Here is an 18442-nt window from a genome sequence, read left to right as displayed (position 1 = left end):
CCCCCGAACCCGACACTCCGTGAAGGAAGGCTCTATGTTGAAGGTCTTTGCTCTCTTGACCCTACTGGCGTCCAGCGCCGTGCAGGCGCAAACCACGCTGCAATCCGATCTGCCACTCAAGTACATCGAACAGGTGCACGCCGACGCCGAGGCGCGTCCGTTGGTGATTTTTCTTCACGGCTACGGTAGTAACGAAGCCGATCTGATCGGCATGAAATTCCAGCTCCCGGCGCAATACAACTACCTGTCGGTGCAGGCGCCGTTGTCGTTGGGCGAAGGACGTTTCCAGTGGTTTCGCAAGAAAGGCGAAGGTGCCTACAACGGCGAGACCGATGATCTGAAGGTCAGTGGCCAGAAACTGCGCGATTTTGTCGCGCAAGCGGCGCAGAAATATCACACCACCCCGAGCAAGGTGTACCTGATCGGTTTCAGCCAGGGCGCGATGATGACCTACGAAGTGGGGCTGCGGCCGCCAGTCGCTGTCGGCGGGATCGCTGCGTTGAGCGGGCGTTTATTGCCAGTGTTGAAAGCTGAACTCAAAGGCGAGCAGCAGCCGTTGCCGCTGAGTATCTTTATCGGCCACGGCACCGCCGATGATCCGGTGCCGTATAAAAACGGCACCGAGGCCAACACGCAACTACAGAAACTCGGTTACAAGCCGCAGTTCCATGCCTATCCCGGCGTCGGCCACAGTATCAGTGCGGCCGAGCTGCGCGACTTGAGTGGCTGGCTGCAGCAGCTCAATCCTTGAGGATGGTTTTCACCAAAGCATCGTGACCTTTCTTGTCGCTGGCGCGGGAGATCACCTGCACCAACGCCATCTTCGTGCCGGAGCCGGCCATCAGCGTGGTGTTGAGGGTCTGGCCACCGCCCTGGGTCGCGGTGCTGTCGACCTGACGCAGGCCAAGGCCGGTGCCTTTCTGGGTCAGGCTTTTTTCGCTGAGTTTGTTGAAGTCCGGCAGGGCCTTGCGTTGGTCGTCGATGAAGCTCGAGACGGTGCTGTCGAGGAACTGGCCGTCGTTGTCCTTGACGTGCTGGCCTTCGGGGATTTGGTTTTCAGCGGTAATGACCACGGTTTTTGTGGCCTCGTTGGTGTACATCGTGCCCTTGGTCCCGCTCGGGCTGGCCGGCAGCGGGTCGGCGATGAAACCTTTAGGCAGCACAAAAGTGAACTTGCCATCGAGCATCGTGACTTTCTCGGCGCTGGCTTTTTCCTTCGCTGCTTGCGCGTGGAGGGCGCCGAAACCGGCGAGGGCCGCCACCAGCAGGACGACGGCTTTTTTGCTCAACAATGACATGTGAATCTCCGGTGGATGGTCGCGCGAGGCGGGCGATCATCCCACGGAGGAGGGCGGGCGTTCCAGCGCGAATCGTCTGAGCGGTTACTGCGCCTGCGCTTTCGCCAACGGACGGGCCAACAGGCGTTTGGTTACGCCGAGCATGGCCACCGACACCGCGACACCGACGGCGAATCCACTCAGCCCCATGCTTGGCAAGGTCAGCGCCGAGACCAGACAAAACGCCGAAAACGAATACATACCGGTCGCCGTCGCCCGTAACAATGCGGCGGTAAATGCCGGGCCGCGCGTTTGTTGCGAGAACACCGCCATCACACTGCCGAGTACCGGGAACACCGCGAGCAAACCGCTCCAGCGCTCGCCGACGGTGCTGGCGAGCATCGTCACCACCAGGGTCAACGCGGCGCCGGCGATCATTCGCCAGATCAGTTTGTCCGACTTCGGCGCCGGGCCGTTCAACACCGGTTGCACCGTAGGGAACAGATACGGCGATGCCAGCAGCGCAATTGCCGCCACCGCCACGGAAAACGGCAGCGACGCCGGGATCAGTGACAACACCCCCGCGATGACGGCCCACACCGACAGCGAAGCCGTCAGCGCCAACGGCCAGTTCGCCCGTTGCGCGACCTGCGCATAGGTGATGCAGAACGCAATCATCGCGAACATCGCCGATAACGCCGCCACCGCTGATTGCGCGGCAAACGCCGGACCCTGCTCGATGGCGAGGAAAAACAGAATCGGCCCGACCACCACCGGCAATCCCGACAGCCACCCGGCTACGCTCGGCCCCCAGCGTTTGCCTGCCAGGGAAATCAGCAGCAGAAAACCGGGAATCAGCAGCAGTTTGAGGATCAGCACGCAGGTGTCTCCGTCCGTTGAGGGTAGGCCACGGTAGCATTGTCGATCGGCGATTGCTGCCTATGTGCGCAGTTTTTGTATACAAACTATCGAGGGCGATACCCGGCTATGCTGTGTGTATCAGGGTTTACCGGAGTCGATGCCGCGATGAGAAGAACACCGAAGCTGGTGCGAGGATGCTGCGGCATCGGCTTGTGGGCGTTGTTGCTGACGCCGACCTGGGCCAATTGGCAGGACGCCGTGCCCGGCGCGCAGATCATCGGCACCGGTGATTTCAGCGTGTTCGGGTTCGATGTCTACAACGCACGCCTGTGGAGCGCCGCGCGGCCCTTGGACGACGACCAGCCGTTTGCGCTGGAGTTGATTTACCGTCGCAAGATTTCTCGCGACGACCTGGTCAAGGCCAGCGTCGATGAAATCAAACGACTGTCAGGGAGTAGCGTCAGCCCGACGCAATTGGCCGGTTGGCAGGTACAGATGCAGCAATCGTTCGTCGATGTGCAGGCTGGCACGCGGATTACTGGGGTCTATCTGCCAGGGCAGGGCGCGCGGTTTTTTGTCGGCCAGCAATTACAGCATGAGATCGATGACCCGCTGTTTGCCCGGGCGTTTTTTGATATCTGGCTCGATCCGCGTACGCGCAATCCCGAGTTGCGTGAGCAGTTGTTGGGTGTGAGTCGATAGATTTTTTTGATCTTCTAGGCTTCGGCTGAAACGTCTAAGCTGCGTCTTTCCGATTTGTTTCTGGATGTGTGCGTGAAATTCAGCTTGCCCAAAATCGCCACCGCGCCGTTTTGCCCGCCGGAAGTGGCTGGCAGTGTCGCGGTAGATCCCAATGCCTCGTTCTTCAAACGCGTGCTGCGTTTCGCCGGCCCCGGGTTGCTGGTGTCTATCGGTTACATGGATCCGGGCAACTGGGCCACCGCCATCGAGGCCGGTTCACGCTTCGGTTACAGCCTGTTGTTTGTGGTGTTGCTGGCGAGTCTGGCGGGCATGGTCGTGCAATGCCTGTGTTCGCGGTTCGGCATCGCCACCGGGCGCGATCTGGCGCAACTGTCCCGCGAGCGCTACAGCACGCCGACTGCGCGCTTGCAGTGGGTGTTGGCGGAAATCTCGATTATCGCCACCGATCTGGCCGAAGTGCTTGGGTGTGCGCTGGCGTTCCATTTGCTGCTCGGCTGTTCGCTGACCTTCGGCATTGCCCTGACGGCGTTCGACACCTTGCTGGTGCTGGCCCTGCAAAATCGCGGCTTCCGCCGTCTGGAAGCAATCATGCTGGTATTGGTCGCGACCATTGGCGTGTGTTTCTTCGTCGAACTGCTGTTGATCAAACCCTACTGGCCGGACGTCGCCCAAGGTTTCAAACCGTCGCTGGCGGCGATCAGCGAGGCGGCGCCGTTGTACCTGGCCATCGGTATTCTCGGCGCGACGGTGATGCCGCATAACCTCTATCTGCATACCTCGATCGTGCAGACGCGGATGATCGGCAAGGACCTCGCAAGCAAGCAGGACGCGGTGAAACTGGCGCGCATCGACACCATTGGTTCGCTGGCCCTGGCGTTGCTGGTCAATGCGGCGATCCTGATTCTCGCTGCGGCGGCTTTTCACCAGTCCGGGCACACCGAGGTGGTGGATATTCAGGACGCCTACCACTTACTAGACCCGCTGGTGGGCGGCGCGCTGGCCAGCGTGTTGTTCGGCGTCGCGCTGCTGGCATCGGGGCAGAGTTCGACCTTCACCGGTACCATCGCCGGCCAAGTGATCATGGAGGGTTACCTGAACCTGCGGATTCCGTGCTGGCAGCGACGTTTGATCACTCGCGGACTGGCGTTGATTCCGGCGTTTATTGGCGTGTGGCTGATGGGCGATAACGCGATCGGCAAATTGCTGGTGCTGAGTCAGGTGGTGTTGAGTCTGCAGTTGCCGTTTGCCTTGTACCCATTGATTCGCATGACCAATGATAAAAAGCTGATGGGACCCTTTGTGAACCGCTGGCCAACCCGGGTGTTGGCGTGGGGCTTGTTTGTGGTGATCAGCGGCGCTAACAGCTGGTTGATTTTGCAGTGGGCGGCTTGAGCCATATTTTGCAGTGATTGGGCTGGCCTCTTCGCGAGCAGGCTCGCTCCCACAGTTTCCAAGGTGATTTCAACAGTGTGTACACCTCGTAACCTTGTGGGAGCGAGCCTGCTCGCGAATGCGGAGTTTCAGGCGCCGACATCGCTAAACATTGGAACGCGCCCATTGAGCGAAGGCCGGTAGTGCCAGTTCAAGCGATTCAGATCGATGCCACGCCCAAGTATTTCCCTCACCGTCGCCCCGGCAATACTCATCGCCAACGCTTGCCCCGGACACTGATGCCGGCCACTGCCAAAACTGAAACTGCGGCGGTTGGCGCGCTGTGGCAGAAACTGCTCCGGCTGTTCGTTGAGCGCCGGATCTCGATTGGCCGAGGCCAGCAGCACTAGAATCACATCGCCCGTTTCGACACGTACTCCAGCAATCTCACAGGACGCGGCGACAAAGCGCCGGGTGTTCTGCACGGGCGGGTCGAAGCGCTGGACTTCGCTGAGCAGTGCTTCGATGGATTCGCCGCGCAACGCTGGCTGCCGACGTAGCGCCAGCAGCGTATTGCCGATCAGGCCGGCGCAGGCTTCGAACGTCTGTGAACAGAGGCCGATCAGGTTGGCGATCAAGGTTTCCTCATCGCCGGTGAAGCGCTGCTGGATTGCACTGAGCAACGGGCTGGCTGGCTCGGCGAGCAATTCGATGAAGTCACCGCGCAGTTGTTCAGCCGCCGCCTCTGCTGCGGCCAGTTGCTGGTCATTGCTCAACGGCGACAGGCAGGCAACGAAATCCGCCGTCAATTCACTGATCGCCCGCGCTTGCGCCGGGGTGAACCCCAGCAGCGCCGCGACCACGCACACCGGGCCACGAAGCATTGCCTTGTACACCCCGTCGGCGTCCGCGGTGATCAGCCGCGCGGCGACCAGTCTGTCGACGGCCTCAAGGTCGAGCGAGGCCAACTCAGGCTCAATGGCAGCGCGTGGGCAGCGCTGGCGTTCGCCGTCATTCATGCGCATCAGTTGGCCAAAGACTTTGCCTGCCATGCTTTCGGCAATTGCTTTGGGCACCGGCTCCTGCGCCGGACGCACCCGGCAATCGGCGTGGGCCAACACCGCACACACCGCCCGGGCGCTGCTGGCGACCCACAGTTTCAGCTTTGGATGAAACGTCAGTCCACCTGCTGCGCGCAGTTCGGCGTAGTAGGGATAAGGATCGGCGTGCGTTGCGGCGCTGATCGGGTTCATGGTTTGCATCCTTGTCGGCGGGGAAAGTGTTGCTACTATCTCCACTGCGCAACGACGATGATTCGTCCGGGAGCGAACTATGCACGCAGAGCATCAAGACATCGGCGTTTCCCAAGTGGCTGCCGCCATCGCCGAGCCGGCGCGAACGAAAATCCTCTGTTCGCTGATGGACGGCCACGCCCGCACCAGCACTGAATTGGCGACGATCGCCGAAGTCAGCGCCTCGACCGCCAGTGTGCACTTGGCGAAACTCAAGGACCTGGCACTGCTGCGCCTGCATGTTCAGGGCCGTCATCGCTATTACAGCCTCGCCGATCAGCGCGTGGCGCAGGCGCTGGAAGCGTTGATGGTGATTGGCCAGAACGCCGCGCCGACGTTCAAGGCGCACACACCGGATCGCCTGCAATTCGCCCGCACTTGCTACGACCACATGGCCGGGACGCTGGCGGTGTTGCTGCATGACCGTTTGATCGAGGGCGGTTGGTTGGTGGCAAGCGACGAGCAGGCGTATCGTTTGAGTGACACCGGCGAGGCGTTGTTTCTTGGTTTGGGAATAGACGTGCAGGATTTGACCAGCCTGCGCCGCAAGTTTGCCTGTCGGTGCCTGGACTGGAGCATGCGCCGGCCGCATCTCGGTGGTTCGCTGGGGGCGGCGCTGTTGCAGACCGCGTTGAAGCGCAAGTGGGTGACCCAGGATCTGGACAGTCGGGCGCTGGCGTTGACGGCGGCGGGGCGCAAGGAGATCGGTGCGCGGTTTGGCGTTGAGTTACCGGTAGACGGGCAGATCAAAAGATCGCAGCCAGCCGTAAAGCGTGCCCACCCGATAAATTCCGACCGTACCGAATCCCTGTAGGAGCTGCCGAAGGCTGCGATCTTTTGATTTTCAGCTTCTGACCGACGAGGGGCGCATCTGCCACCTTGTATCACCGCTGTCGACCCTATACTGTATATACAAACAGTATAGAGCCCGCGCCATGCAAATCATCGACAAGCTGAGCATCCTCGCCGACGCCGCCAAGTACGACGCCTCCTGCGCGAGCAGCGGCGCGCCCAAGCGCAGCTCCGAAGGCAAGAGCGGGCTGGGCTCGACAGATGGCATGGGCATCTGCCACAGCTACACGCCGGACGGGCGCTGCGTGTCGTTGTTGAAGATTCTGCTGACCAATTTCTGCCTTTACGATTGCCAATACTGCGTCAACCGCCGCTCCAGCGATGTTCCGCGCGCTCGTTTCACCCCCGAGGAAGTCGTGGCGCTGACCATGGATTTCTACCGGCGTAACTGCGTCAGCGGGCTGTTTCTCAGTTCCGGCATCATTCGTTCGGCGGACTACACCATGGAGCAACTGGTGCGGGTGGCGAAGCTGCTGCGTGAAGAGCATGAGTTTCGCGGGTACATCCATCTCAAGACCATTCCCGAAGCCGATCCGGCATTGATTGAAGAGGCTGGCCGCTACGCCGATCGCCTGAGCGTCAATATCGAACTGCCCACCGATGCCAGCCTGCAAGTGCTGGCGCCGGAGAAGGACATCACTTCGATCAAACAGGCGATGAACACCATCTACACTGGCGTGCAGACCGTGTTGAACGAACCGCGCTCGGCGAAGTTCGCCCCGGCCGGGCAGAGCACACAGTTGATTGTCGGCGCCGACGACACCGATGACAGCACCATCCTTCACAGCGCACAGGCCTTGTACGGCAATTTCCGTCTGCGCCGGGTCTACTATTCGGCCTTCAGCCCGATTCCCGACAGCCCGAAAAGCGTGCCGCTGGCCGCGCCGCCGCTGATGCGCGAACACCGTTTGTATCAGGCCGATTTTCTCCTGCGCAGCTACGGCTACAGTGCTGATGAATTGCTCAAGGGACCGGGTAATCTGGCGCTGGACATCGACCCGAAACTGGCCTGGGCGTTGCAGAACCGCGAAGTGTTCCCGCTCGATCTGAACCGTGCCGAAGCTTCCCTGATTGCGCGTATTCCCGGTATTGGCTTGCGCACCACCGAACGTCTAGTCGAGCTGCGCCGCCAGCGGCGCATCCGTTACGAAGACGTCGCGCGCATGCGCTGCGTCCTGGCCAAGGCCAAGCCGTTCATCATCACCAGCGACTATCACCCGCAGCAGGCCGAGGTCACCAGCCATATGCTTTATCAGCAATTGCGTGACCGGCCGATGCCGCAGCAGATGGGGTTGTGGGGATGATCAATCTCGATTGCGACGACCTGTTCGACACCTGGCGCCAGCAGGCGCGCTGGCTGCTGAGCCATGAAGTCGATCCGAGTCTGGTGAGCTGGGCCTCGCAAGGTGTGGGTGATCTGTTTGCCAGTGATGAGCCGGTGCCTGAAGGGCAGGGGCCATTTCAGGCACGTATTCCGCGAGCGCTGCTCGACACCCTGGAACAGGCCTCGCGTTATCGCGGTGATCAACGCTGGAGTTTGCTGTATGAAGTGCTGTGGCGCGTCAGCCACGGCGACCGTACCGCGATGATGGCCGGGGACAAACTCGGCAGCGAGTTGCAGCGACGGATCAAACAAGTGCATCGGGAAGCTCATCATCTGCATGCGTTTGTGCGTTTCATCGAGCGGCCTTCATCCAGCGCGGGTCCGCAATATGTGGCTTGGCATGAGCCGGCCCACGACATTCTGCACAACGCCAGTGAGCATTTCATCGGGCGAATGGGCCGCCATCGCTGGTTGATCGCCACGCCGCGTGACGGGGTTTACTACGATGGCGAGCAACTGATTCATCAGCGTCAATGCCCGCTGGAATGGCAGCAGTTGGCGCAGAACGTCGACGATCCTCATGGGGATTTGTGGCTGACGTATTACAGCCACATCTTTAATCCAGCGCGGTTGAACGAGAAGGTCATGCAGGGGCATTTGCCGGCGCGGTTCTGGAAGAATCTGCCGGAGGGGGAGTTGATTCCCGGGTTGATTACGCAGGCGCGGATGGGGAAGCAGCAGAATGGGCAGGCGAGTGGGATTGCCAACCGTGCAGGCAAACGGATTGCCTTGAAGAGCTAAAAGCATACCCTCGCCCCAGCCCTCCCGAAACGTCGGACCGCCCGTAGGGAGAGGGGGCCGACCGAGGTGTTTGGACTTGATCCATCGACCTGAAAGTCCGCGTCGAACTCAGATTTTGAATACCACATAGATCGGCTCCCTTTCCCCCTCGCCCCCCTGGGGGAGAGGGCTGGGGTGAGGGGGAAAAGATCTCAAGCCCTACACAACAATCCCCGCCAAACGCCATAAAAAAGCCCCCCACCAATCACTCGGTGGAGGGCTTTTCTACATCAATTGCCGTCAGATCAAACCTTGACGATCCAGCCCGCTGGCGCTTCGATGTCGCCGGTCTGCACGCCAGTCAGCTCTTTGTAGAGCTTCTGGGTCACCGGGCCGACTTCGGTTTCACTGTGGAACACGTGCAGATGGTCGTTGTAGCTGATACCACCGATCGGGGTGATCACCGCAGCCGTACCGCAAGCGCCGGCTTCCTTGAAGTCCGACAGCTTGTCGATCAGCACATCACCTTCAACCACTTCCAGGCCCAGACGGGTCTTGGCCAGTTCGATCAACGACAGGCGGGTGATGCCTGGCAGAACCGACGGCGAGTTCGGGGTGATGAACTTGTTGTCGTGGGTGATCCCGAAGAAGTTGGCCGAACCGACTTCTTCGATCTTGGTGTGGGTCATCGGGTCCAGATAGATCGCGTCGGCGAAGTTGGCTTTCTTGGCTTTCGAGCCCGGCATCAGGCTGGCCGCGTAGTTGCCGCCGACCTTGGCTGCGCCGGTGCCTTGTGGGGCGGCGCGGTCGTAGCTGGAGATCTGGAAGTTGTGTGGGGTCAGGCCGCCCTTGAAGTAGGCGCCGACCGGGATGCAGAAGATCGAGAAGATGAACTCGGGTGCCGTGCGCACGCCGATGTTGTCACCCACGCCGATCACGAACGGACGCAGGTACAGCGCGCCGCCGGTGCCGTATGGCGGAATGAAGCGTTCGTTGGCGCGAACCACGGCTTTGCAGGCTTCGATGAACTGCTCGGTGTCGACCGTCGGCATCAGCAGACGCGCGCAGCTGCGTTGCATGCGCAGGGCGTTCTGGTCCGGGCGGAACAGATTGATCGAGCCGTCCTTGCAACGATAGGCCTTCATGCCTTCGAAGCATTGCTGGCCATAGTGAAGGGCCGTCGAGCCTTCGCTGATGTGCAGCACGTTATCTTCGGTCAGGGTGCCTTTGTCCCACTCGCCATCGCGAAAGTACGACAGATAGCGTTTGTCGGTCTTGATGTAATCAAAACCCAGCTTGTCCCAATTGATGCTTTCGTTACCCATGACACCCTCTATCACTGAACAACCGCCGAAACGGTTCAAGGCTTCTGACGTTTTTTGGATGGGCACAACAATACTTCATTCTTGAGCGGTTTCGCAGCCGGAATTCGCTCCACTGATCGTTCCCACGCTTGATCGTTCCTACGCTCTGCGTGGGAATGCCTCATCGGACGCTCCGCGTTCGGCTTTTGGGACGCAGAGCGTCCCCGGCTGCATTCCCACGCAGAGCGTGGGAACGATCAACGCAGCTACAGGTGCAACGCATGCCCCAGGGCACGCAACGCCGCTTCCTGCACCGCTTCACCCAGGGTTGGATGCGCATGGATCGTGCCGCCGATGTCTTCCAGCCGCGCGCCCATTTCCAGGCTTTGCGCAAACGCTGTCGACAACTCCGACACGCCAACGCCCACCGCTTGCCAACCGACAATCACATGGTTGTCCCGACGAGCGACCACGCGCACGAAGCCGCTTTTTGACTCCAGCGTCATCGCCCGGCCATTGGCGGCGAACGGGAAACTCGAAACAATGCAGTCCAGCCCCGCAGCCTTGGCCTCGTCCGGCGTCTTGCCGACCACTACCAGTTCCGGGTCGGTGAAGCACACGGCAGCAATCGCAGTCGGGTTGAATTCACGGGTTTTGCCGCTGATCAACTCGGCAACCATCTCGCCCTGAGCCATGGCGCGGTGGGCCAGCATCGGCTCGCCGCTCAGATCGCCGATGGCGTAGACGTTGCGCATGCTGGTCTGGCAGCGACTGTCGATCTTGATCGCCGAACCGTTCATATCCAGGTTCAGCGCTTCGAGGTTCCAGCCTTGGGTATTCGGTTTGCGGCCGACGGCGACCAGCACCTGATCGGTTTCCAGGTTCAGGGTTTCGCCTTCCGGATCGCGCACCTGCAAGGTGCCATCGAAACCCAGCACGCTGTGTTTGAGGTACAGCTTCACGCCCAGTTGCTTCAGCGCGTCATGCACCGGTTGCGTCAGTTCAGCGTCATATGCCGGCAGGATTCGATCCTGCGCTTCAACCACGCTGACCTCGGCACCGAGCTTGCGATAAGCGATGCCCAGTTCCAGACCAATGTAACCACCGCCGACCACGACCAGACGTTTCGGCACGGATTTCGGCGCCAACGCTTCGGTGGAGGAGATGATCGGCCCGCCAATCGGCAGGATCGGCAGATTGACGCTGGTCGAACCAGTGGCCAGCACTAGATGCTCGCACTGGATGCGCGTGTCGCCGACATCCACGGTTTTACCGTCGATGACTTTGGCCCAGCCGTTGATGACCTGAACCTTGTTCTTCTTCAACAGTGCAGCGACGCCGGTGGTCAGGCGATCAACGATGCCGTCCTTCCACTCGACGCTTTTGCTGATGTCGAGCGTCGGCGCCGAAACGCTGATGCCCAGCGCCGAATGCTGGCTGTGATGCCGGGTCTGGTGAAACTGCTCAGCCACATGAATCAGCGCTTTCGACGGGATGCAGCCGATGTTCAGGCAGGTGCCGCCCAACGATTGGCCTTCAACCAAAATGGTCGGGATGCCCAGTTGTCCGGCGCGGATCGCCGTTACATAGCCGCCGGGGCCGCCGCCAATGATCAGCAGCGTAGTGTTCAGAGATTGCATGCGCGCCTTACTCCACAAACAAAGTGGCGGGTTGTTCGATCAAGCCACGAATGGCCTGGATGAAGAGCGCCGCGTCCATGCCGTCGACCACGCGGTGATCGAACGAGCTGGAGAGGTTCATCATCTTGCGGATCACCACCTGGCCTTTGACGACCATTGGCCGTTCGACGATTTTGTTCACGCCGACGATCGCTACTTCCGGCAGATTCAGCACCGGCGTGCTGACGATGCCGCCCAGCGCACCGAGGCTGGTCAGGGTGATGGTCGAGCCGGACAGTTCATCACGGCTGGCCTTGCCATTACGCGCGGCGTTGGCCAAACGCGAGATTTCTGTAGCACTGTCCCACAGGCTGCGCGCCTCGGCGTGACGCACCACCGGCACCATCAGGCCAACATCGCTTTGTGTGGCGACGCCGACATGCACCGCGCCGAGACGGGTGATGACCTGGGCTTCGTCATCGTAACGTGCGTTCATCTGCGGGAAGTCGCGCAGGGCAACGACCAGAGCGCGAACGAGGAACGGCAGCAAGGTCAACTTGCCACGGCTGGCGCCATGTTTTTCATTGAGATGTGCGCGCAGTTCTTCAATCGCGGTGACGTCGATTTCTTCGACGTAGCTGAAATGCGCGGCACGCTGAGTGGCGTCCTGCATGCGCTGGGCGATCTTGCGGCGCATGCCGATGACTTGAATCTGTTCTTCGTCGTTACGCTGGGCGTAAGCGGCGGCCACTGGTGCCGAAGCGTTGGACTGATCTTGCGCCAGATAGGCTTCAAGGTCTTCGTGCAGCACACGACCGGCCGGGCCGGAACCGTGCACCAGACGCAGTTGAATGCCCAGATCCAGCGCATGTTTGCGCACGGCCGGGGAGGCCAGTGGGCGCTCATCCGCTTCGCGGGCAACCATCGGGCCTTGGCAAACAGGAGTCGGACGTGGGGCGGCTGGAGCAGGTTTGCTCTCAACAACCGCTTCAACTTTCGGCGCAACAGGCTCTTTCGTAACAACAGGAGCGGCGGACTCTTTCAGGTTGCCAGCACCCTCAACTTCAATGCTGATCAGCACACTGCCAACCGCCATCACTTCACCCGGCTGACCACCGAGGGCAATTACCTTGCCGTGTACCGGCGATGGAATATCGACCATCGCCTTGTCGGTCATCACGTCCGCCAGCACCTGATCCTCAACGACCAGATCGCCAACCTTGACGTGCCACTGCGACAGTTCTACTTCTGCGATGCCTTCGCCGATGTCCGGCATCTTGATAACGTGCGTGCCCATTCAGACCTCCATAACCCGTTTCAGCGCTGCGCCCACTCGGGACGGCCCTGGGAAATACGCCCACTCTTGCGCGTGCGGGTAGGGGGTGTCCCAACCGGTGACGCGTTCGATCGGCGCTTCCAGGTGATGGAAGCAATGCTCTTGCACCAGCGACACCAGTTCGGCGCCGAAACCGCAGGTGCGGGTGGCTTCGTGAACCACCACGCAGCGGCCGGTTTTCTTCACCGACTTGACGATGGTTTCCAGGTCCAGCGGCCACAGGCTGCGCAGGTCGATGACTTCGGCATCAACGCCGGATTCTTCGGCCGCGACTTGCGAGACGTAGACGGTGGTGCCGTAGGTCAGCACGGTCACGTCCTTGCCCGGACGGGTGATCGCGGCGACGTCCAGCGGCACGGTGTAGTAGCCGTCCGGCACCTGGGCTTGCGGGTGTTTCGACCACGGCGTTACCGGGCGATCGTGGTGGCCGTCGAACGGGCCGTTGTACAGACGTTTCGGCTCAAGGAAGATCACCGGGTCATCGTTTTCGATGGAGGCGATCAGCAAGCCTTTGGCGTCATACGGGTTGGATGGCATGACCGTGCGCAGACCGCAAACCTGAGTGAACATCGCCTCGATGCTCTGGCTGTGGGTCTGGCCGCCGTAGATGCCGCCGCCGCAAGGCATGCGCAGGGTCATCGGCGCGGTGAACTCGCCGGCCGAGCGATAACGCAGGCGCGCCGCTTCGGAAATGATCTGGTCGGAGGCGGGGTAGACGTAGTCGGCGAACTGAATCTCGGCGACCGGACGCAGACCGTAAGCGCCCATGCCCACGGCCACGCCGACGATGCCGCTTTCGGAGATCGGGGCGTCGAATACGCGCGAGGTGCCGTACTTGGTCTGCAGGCCTTCGGTGCAACGGAACACGCCGCCGAAGTAGCCGACGTCTTGACCGAACACCACCACATTGTCGTCACGCTCAAGCATCACATCCATGGCCGAGCGCAGGGCCTGGATCATGGTCATGGTGGTCGTGGTCATGGCGGTTTCCAACTGAATATTGTTGTTGTGATCGTTCATGTCAGATCCCCAACTGCTGACGCTGGCGCTTCAAGTGCTCCGGCATCTCTTTGTAAACGTCTTCGAACATGGTCGCGGCGCTTGGAATCTGGCCGCCGGCAAGGGTGCCGTACTGTTCGGCCTGTTTCTGCGCGGCAATCACTTCGGCTTCAAGCTCGGCGCTGACGGCGGCGTGCTCTTCGTCTGACCAGTGGCCGACCTTGATCAGGTGCTGTTTGAGACGGGCGATCGGGTCGCCGAGCGGGAAGTGGCTCCAGTCATCGGCAGGGCGGTATTTGGATGGATCGTCGGAAGTCGAGTGCGGGCCCGCGCGGTAGGTGACCCACTCGATCATGGTCGGGCCGAGGTTGCGGCGGGCGCGTTCGGCAGCCCAGGCAGAAGCGGCGTACACCGCGTAGAAGTCGTTGCCATCCACGCGCAGCGAGGCGATGCCGCAACCGACGCCGCGTCCGGCGAAGGTGGTGGCTTCACCACCGGCGATGGCCTGGAAGGTCGAGATCGCCCACTGGTTATTCACCACGTTGAGGATCACCGGCGCGCGATAAACGTGGGCGAAGGTGAGGGCGGTGTGGAAGTCCGATTCGGCGGTAGCGCCGTCACCGATCCACGCCGAAGCGATTTTCGTGTCGCCCTTGATCGCCGAAGCCATGCCCCAGCCGACGGCCTGAATGAACTGGGTGGCGAGGTTGCCGGAGATGGTGAAGAAACCGGCGTCCTTGACCGAGTACATGATCGGCAACTGACGGCCCTTGAGCGGATCGCGCTCGTTGGACAGCAGTTGGCAGATCAGGTCGACCAGCGGCACTTCGCGTGCCATCAGAATGCTTTGCTGGCGATAAGTCGGGAAGCACATGTCGTCGATGTTCAAGGCCAATGCCTGAGCACTGCCGATGGCTTCTTCGCCGAGGCTCTGCATGTAGAACGACATTTTTTTCTGACGCTGGGCGACCACCATGCGGTTGTCGTAGATCCGCGTCTTGAGCATGGCGCGCATGCCCTTGCGAAGGATCTCGACCGGGACGTTTTCGGCCCAGGGGCCGAGGGCGTTGCCCTGATCGTCGAGCACGCGAATCAGCCCACGCGCCAGGTCGGCGGTGTCGGCAGGTTCGACATCAATGGAAGGTTTGCGCACCGTACCGGCATCGGTCAGATGCAGGTAGGAAAAGTCGGTTTTGCAGCCTGGACGGCCCGAGGGTTCAGGGACGTGCAGACGCAGCGGTTCATACGCTTGGGTCATGGCTTCTACGCTCGATCTTGTGAATTTCTTGTAGTGAGCTGGCAGTCATTCTTCGGTAGAAGAAATCTTGTCCTACAACAATCATAGGCCCGGGCAAGAAGAATATTTATCTCTGTTTCGTTGCGCTGGAGATGATTTGCAGATAGAAATTCTGCATAAACATAAAAAGCAGGTGGTTTTGTCTCATGCGCAAACTGGACCGTACCGACATCGGCATTCTCAACAGCCTTCAGGAGAATGCGCGCATCACCAACGCCGACCTCGCACGCTCGGTCAATCTGTCGCCGACACCGTGCTTCAACCGGGTCAAGGCGATGGAGGAATTAGGGCTGATTCGCGAGCAGGTGACGCTGCTGGATGCTGACCTGCTGGGGCTGCATGTGAACGTGTTCATCCATGTCAGCCTGGAGAAACAGGTGGAGGAGGCGTTGCAGCATTTCGAGGAAGCGATTTCCGATCGTCCGGAGGTGATGGAGTGCTACCTGATGGCCGGAGACCCGGATTACCTCATCCGGGTCCTGGTGCCGACCATTCAGTCACTTGAGCGTTTCATGATGGACTTCCTGACCAAAGTGCCGGGTGTGGCAAATATCCGGTCGAGTTTTGCGCTGAAGCAGGTGAGATACAAAACTGCATTGCCGCTGCCGGCGAACGGTTTGACGTTGGGGACGTGAAGATCAAAAGATCGCAGCCTGCGGCAGCTCCTACAGGGAAAACGCGTTCCAACTGTAGGAGCTGCCGCAGGCTGCGATCTTTTGATGTTAAAGCTTGTTGATCGGGATCTTCAGATACACGACGCCATTGTCCTCAGCCGCTGGCAGATTCCCGGCCCGCACATTGACCTGAATCGCCGGCAGCAACAATGTCGGCATGCCCAGCCCGGCATCACGTTTTGTACGCATCTCGACGAACGCCGCTTCATCGATCCCGTCATGCACATGAATATTGCTTTTGCGCTGCTCACCGACCGTGGTCTGGCACTGCGCGGCGCGGCCCTCGGGCGGGTAATCGTGGCAAACGTAGAGTTTCACGCTGGCCGGAAAGGCCAGCAGTTTATGAATCGAGTTGAACAACTGATGGGCATTGCCACCGGGAAAGTCGCAACGCGCGGTGCCGACATCAGGCATGAACAGGGTGTCGCCCACCAGAATCTGTTCGCCGTCGATCAAGTAGGCCATGTCCGCCGGGGTATGCCCGGGCACATGCAGGGCCGTAGCCTTGAGATTGCCGATCCGGAATGATTCGTTCGGCGCAAACAGGTGATCGAACTGCGAGCCGTCGACGCAGAACTCCGGCTCCAGATTGAACAGCGCCTTGAACACGTTCTGCACTTTGCTGATCGATTCACCAATGGCGATTTTCCCGCCCAGCTCCCGGCGCAGATAAGGCGCGGCGGACAGGTGATCGGCGTGGGCATGGGTTTCCAGCAGCCACTGCACTTGCAGATTGTGCGCGCGGACGAAGGCGATGATTTTATCGGCCTGTGCGGTGCAGGTGCGCCCGGCGGCGCCGTCGTAATCGAGCACCGGATCGACGATTGCACATTGCCCGCCATCGGTTTCATAGACCACATAGCTGTAGGTCGAAGAGGCGGGGTCGAGGAAAGCTTCAATCTGCGCGGGCATGGACACCAACCTGAACGAGGAAAATGGGTTGCAACACTTTATCTAAAAACATAATGTTCGCAGCTTAAGTGACCTTGAAGGCATCGTGCAAATGCAATCCAGTCTGACCGAATGTGAAGTCGCCCAACTGCGCGCCTCGGCCTCCAAGGCCTGTGCGTTGCTCAAGGCCATGGCCAATGAGGATCGCCTGTTGATCCTCTGTCAACTGACTCAGGGTGAGCGCAACGTCGGCGAACTGGAAAAAATGACCGGTGTGCGCCAGCCGACGCTGTCCCAGCAACTGGGCATCCTGCGTGATGAGGGACTGGTCGCGACCCGTCGTGAAGGCAAATACATTTTTTACGGCCTTGCCAGTCCGGAAGTCATCCAGGTCATGAAAACGCTTTCCGGGTTGTATTGCGGCGCCGTGCTGAAAAGTCTCGGCCATCAATAAATGCCAGCCAACACACAACCCCTGTAGGCCTTCGCCTGCTCGCGATAGCGGTGTATCAGTCAATAAAGATATGGCTGACCCACCGCTATCGCGAGCAGGCTCACTCCTACAATGGATTTGTGTGAAGGCTGAGAAATCCTTGCGTGCAGCAAAAGGAACAAGCAATGAACGATCAACACTGGGGCCCATCCATCAGTGCAGACATCGTGGTCATCGGCGGCGGTACGGCCGGTATCGGTTTTGTCGCCAGCCTGCTCAAGCGTGATCCGGCGCTGAAAATCACCGTGATTGAACCGAGCGCCCAGCATTACTATCAACCGGCATGGACGCTGGTCGGCGGTGGTGCCTACGACGTCAAAGACACCGCCCGGCCGATGAACAAGGTCATGCCCAAGCAAGCGAACTGGTTGCAAGCGGCAGTCACCGCGATCGACCCGGACAAGCGCCAGCTCACCCTCAACGATCAACGCACAGTCAGCTATCAAAACCTGATCGTCTGCCCCGGCCTGCGTCTGGCCTGGGAGAAGATCGAAGGCTTGCAAGAGAGCCTCGGCCAGCACGGCGTCACCTCCAATTACAGCTATCAGCACGCGCAGTACACCTGGGATCAGGTGCAGAAACTGCGCGGCGGCAAAGCGCTGTTCACCCAGCCGGCGATGCCGATCAAATGCGCCGGCGCGCCGCAAAAGGCGCTGTACCTGTCCTGCGATCACTGGCGTAAAACCGCCGTGTTGAACAACATCCATGTCGAATTCAATCTCGCTGGCGCCGCACTGTTCGGCGTGGCGACGTTTGTGCCGCCGTTGATGAAGTACATCGAAAAGTACAACGCGCAACTGGCGTTCAATTCGAATCTGGTCAAGGTCGACGGCCCGGCGAAAACCGCCTGGTTCGAGATCAAGGACGCCGACGGCAACGTCAGCCGCGTAGCGAAAACCTTCGATCTGTTGCACGTGGTGCCGCCGCAGGTGTCGCCGGACTTCATCGCGCAAAGTCCCTTGGCCGACGCGGCCGGCTGGTGTGAAGTCAATCCGCACAGCCTGCAGCATCCGCGTTATCCAGACGTGTTCGCGCTGGGTGATATCTGCGGCACCAGCAACGCGAAAACCGCCGCAGCAGTGCGTAAACAAGTGGTGGTGGTCGCGGAAAACCTGCTGGCTCTGCGCAAGCAACAATCGCTGCCGCTGAAGTACGACGGTTACGGTTCCTGCCCGCTGACGGTGGAGAAGGGCAAGGTGATCCTCGCCGAGTTCGGTTATGCCGGTAAGTTGCTGCCGACCTTCCCGTTGGACCCGACCGTGGCGCGGCGCTCGGCGTGGTTGCTCAAGGCGACGCTGCTGCCGTGGTTCTACTGGAACGGTATGCTCAAAGGGCGCGAGTGGCTGACCGGCCTGTCCAAAGTCGACTGA

General features: G+C 60.3%; 18 protein-coding genes. 9 read left to right on the top strand and 9 right to left on the bottom strand.

Annotated features, from left to right (window positions below; all coding sequences use genetic code 11):
• Positions 1-34: 34 nt before the first annotated feature.
• Complete coding sequence (locus LOY43_RS16970) at positions 35-751, top strand: alpha/beta hydrolase (protein ID WP_095048003.1); 717 nt, start codon at positions 35-37, stop codon at positions 749-751.
• Here LOY43_RS16970 and LOY43_RS16965 read toward each other — a convergent pair.
• Both LOY43_RS16965 and LOY43_RS16960 read right to left on the bottom strand, forming a co-directional pair.
• Positions 741-1298 carry a hypothetical protein gene (locus LOY43_RS16965; RefSeq protein WP_220556447.1) on the bottom strand — a complete coding sequence of 186 codons (558 nt, stop codon included), beginning with the start codon at positions 1296-1298 and terminating at the stop codon, positions 741-743. The two genes, LOY43_RS16970 and LOY43_RS16965, sit on opposite strands and share 11 nt — an antisense overlap.
• Before the next feature lie 84 nt (positions 1299-1382).
• Positions 1383-2156 carry a hypothetical protein gene (locus tag LOY43_RS16960; RefSeq protein WP_258708435.1) on the bottom strand — a complete coding sequence of 258 codons (774 nt, stop codon included), beginning with the start codon at positions 2154-2156 and terminating at the stop codon, positions 1383-1385.
• A gap of 147 nt (positions 2157-2303) precedes the next feature.
• Between LOY43_RS16960 and LOY43_RS16955 the strand changes: the two genes are divergently transcribed.
• On the top strand, positions 2304-2840 hold the full coding sequence (locus tag LOY43_RS16955; RefSeq protein WP_095048000.1) for a chalcone isomerase family protein: 537 nt from the start codon (positions 2304-2306) through the stop codon (positions 2838-2840).
• 72 nt (positions 2841-2912) lie between these two features.
• The gene (locus LOY43_RS16950; protein WP_258708434.1) at positions 2913-4232 is read left to right on the top strand and encodes an Nramp family divalent metal transporter; all 1320 of its coding nucleotides are present in this window, start codon (positions 2913-2915) and stop codon (positions 4230-4232) included.
• A 128-nt stretch (positions 4233-4360) separates the two neighbouring features.
• Here LOY43_RS16950 and LOY43_RS16945 read toward each other — a convergent pair whose 3' ends face one another.
• A complete protein-coding gene (locus LOY43_RS16945; RefSeq protein WP_258708433.1) occupies positions 4361-5464 on the bottom strand; it encodes a cytochrome P450 in 1104 nt (367 codons plus the stop codon).
• A gap of 79 nt (positions 5465-5543) precedes the next feature.
• Between LOY43_RS16945 and LOY43_RS16940 the strand changes: the two genes are divergently transcribed.
• The 3 genes from LOY43_RS16940 to LOY43_RS16930 all read left to right on the top strand — a co-directional run bounded on the left by LOY43_RS16940 (position 5544) and on the right by LOY43_RS16930 (position 8480).
• Entirely contained in the window at positions 5544-6317 is a 774-nt protein-coding gene (locus LOY43_RS16940) for a helix-turn-helix transcriptional regulator (RefSeq protein WP_258708432.1), read from the top strand.
• 121 nt (positions 6318-6438) lie between these two features.
• Complete coding sequence (locus tag LOY43_RS16935) at positions 6439-7659, top strand: putative DNA modification/repair radical SAM protein (RefSeq protein WP_093440974.1); 1221 nt, start codon at positions 6439-6441, stop codon at positions 7657-7659.
• On the top strand, positions 7656-8480 hold the full coding sequence (locus tag LOY43_RS16930; protein WP_258708431.1) for a TIGR03915 family putative DNA repair protein: 825 nt from the start codon (positions 7656-7658) through the stop codon (positions 8478-8480). Before LOY43_RS16935 ends, LOY43_RS16930 begins: the two co-directional genes overlap by 4 nt.
• Positions 8481-8764: 284 nt before the next feature.
• On the opposite strand, the gene LOY43_RS16925 is transcribed toward LOY43_RS16930, so the two are convergent.
• The 5 genes from LOY43_RS16925 to LOY43_RS16905 form a co-directional block, all read right to left on the bottom strand.
• Positions 8765-9784 (bottom strand): branched-chain amino acid aminotransferase, encoded by a 1020-nt coding sequence (locus tag LOY43_RS16925; protein WP_007915073.1) that lies wholly within the window; start codon positions 9782-9784, stop codon positions 8765-8767.
• A gap of 245 nt (positions 9785-10029) precedes the next feature.
• On the bottom strand, positions 10030-11403 hold the full coding sequence (lpdA, locus tag LOY43_RS16920) for a dihydrolipoyl dehydrogenase (RefSeq protein WP_258708430.1): 1374 nt from the start codon (positions 11401-11403) through the stop codon (positions 10030-10032).
• A gap of 7 nt (positions 11404-11410) precedes the next feature.
• Positions 11411-12679 (bottom strand): dihydrolipoamide acetyltransferase family protein, encoded by a 1269-nt coding sequence (locus LOY43_RS16915; RefSeq protein ID WP_258708429.1) that lies wholly within the window; start codon positions 12677-12679, stop codon positions 11411-11413.
• On the bottom strand, positions 12680-13738 hold the full coding sequence (locus LOY43_RS16910) for an alpha-ketoacid dehydrogenase subunit beta (protein WP_003224000.1): 1059 nt from the start codon (positions 13736-13738) through the stop codon (positions 12680-12682).
• Position 13739: 1 nt separating this feature from the next.
• Positions 13740-14975: a 3-methyl-2-oxobutanoate dehydrogenase (2-methylpropanoyl-transferring) subunit alpha gene (locus LOY43_RS16905; RefSeq protein ID WP_016985244.1), complete on the bottom strand. Its 1236-nt coding sequence runs from the start codon at positions 14973-14975 to the stop codon at positions 13740-13742.
• Positions 14976-15160: 185 nt separating this feature from the next.
• Here LOY43_RS16905 and bkdR point away from each other — a divergent pair, with 185 nt between their 5' ends.
• Positions 15161-15649 (top strand): Bkd operon transcriptional regulator BkdR, encoded by a 489-nt coding sequence (gene bkdR, locus LOY43_RS16900; protein ID WP_008059350.1) that lies wholly within the window; start codon positions 15161-15163, stop codon positions 15647-15649.
• An 87-nt stretch (positions 15650-15736) separates the two neighbouring features.
• Here bkdR and LOY43_RS16895 read toward each other — a convergent pair whose 3' ends face one another.
• A complete protein-coding gene (locus tag LOY43_RS16895) occupies positions 15737-16600 on the bottom strand; it encodes an MBL fold metallo-hydrolase (RefSeq protein ID WP_258708428.1) in 864 nt (287 codons plus the stop codon).
• Between the two features lie 91 nt (positions 16601-16691).
• On the opposite strand from LOY43_RS16895, the gene LOY43_RS16890 reads away from it, so the two are divergent.
• Positions 16692-17033, top strand: a complete 342-nt coding sequence (locus tag LOY43_RS16890; RefSeq protein ID WP_007915092.1) for a helix-turn-helix transcriptional regulator — start codon at positions 16692-16694, stop codon at positions 17031-17033.
• Positions 17034-17197: 164 nt separating this feature from the next.
• The gene (locus tag LOY43_RS16885) at positions 17198-18442 is read left to right on the top strand and encodes an FAD/NAD(P)-binding oxidoreductase (protein ID WP_095047992.1); all 1245 of its coding nucleotides are present in this window, start codon (positions 17198-17200) and stop codon (positions 18440-18442) included.

This window comes from Pseudomonas sp. B21-041, assembly GCF_024748675.1.
GTDB classification, from domain to species: domain Bacteria; phylum Pseudomonadota; class Gammaproteobacteria; order Pseudomonadales; family Pseudomonadaceae; genus Aquipseudomonas; species Aquipseudomonas neuropathica.
The sequence above is the reverse complement of the archived record's forward strand: the minus strand, read 5'-3'. Positions and strand labels throughout refer to the sequence as shown.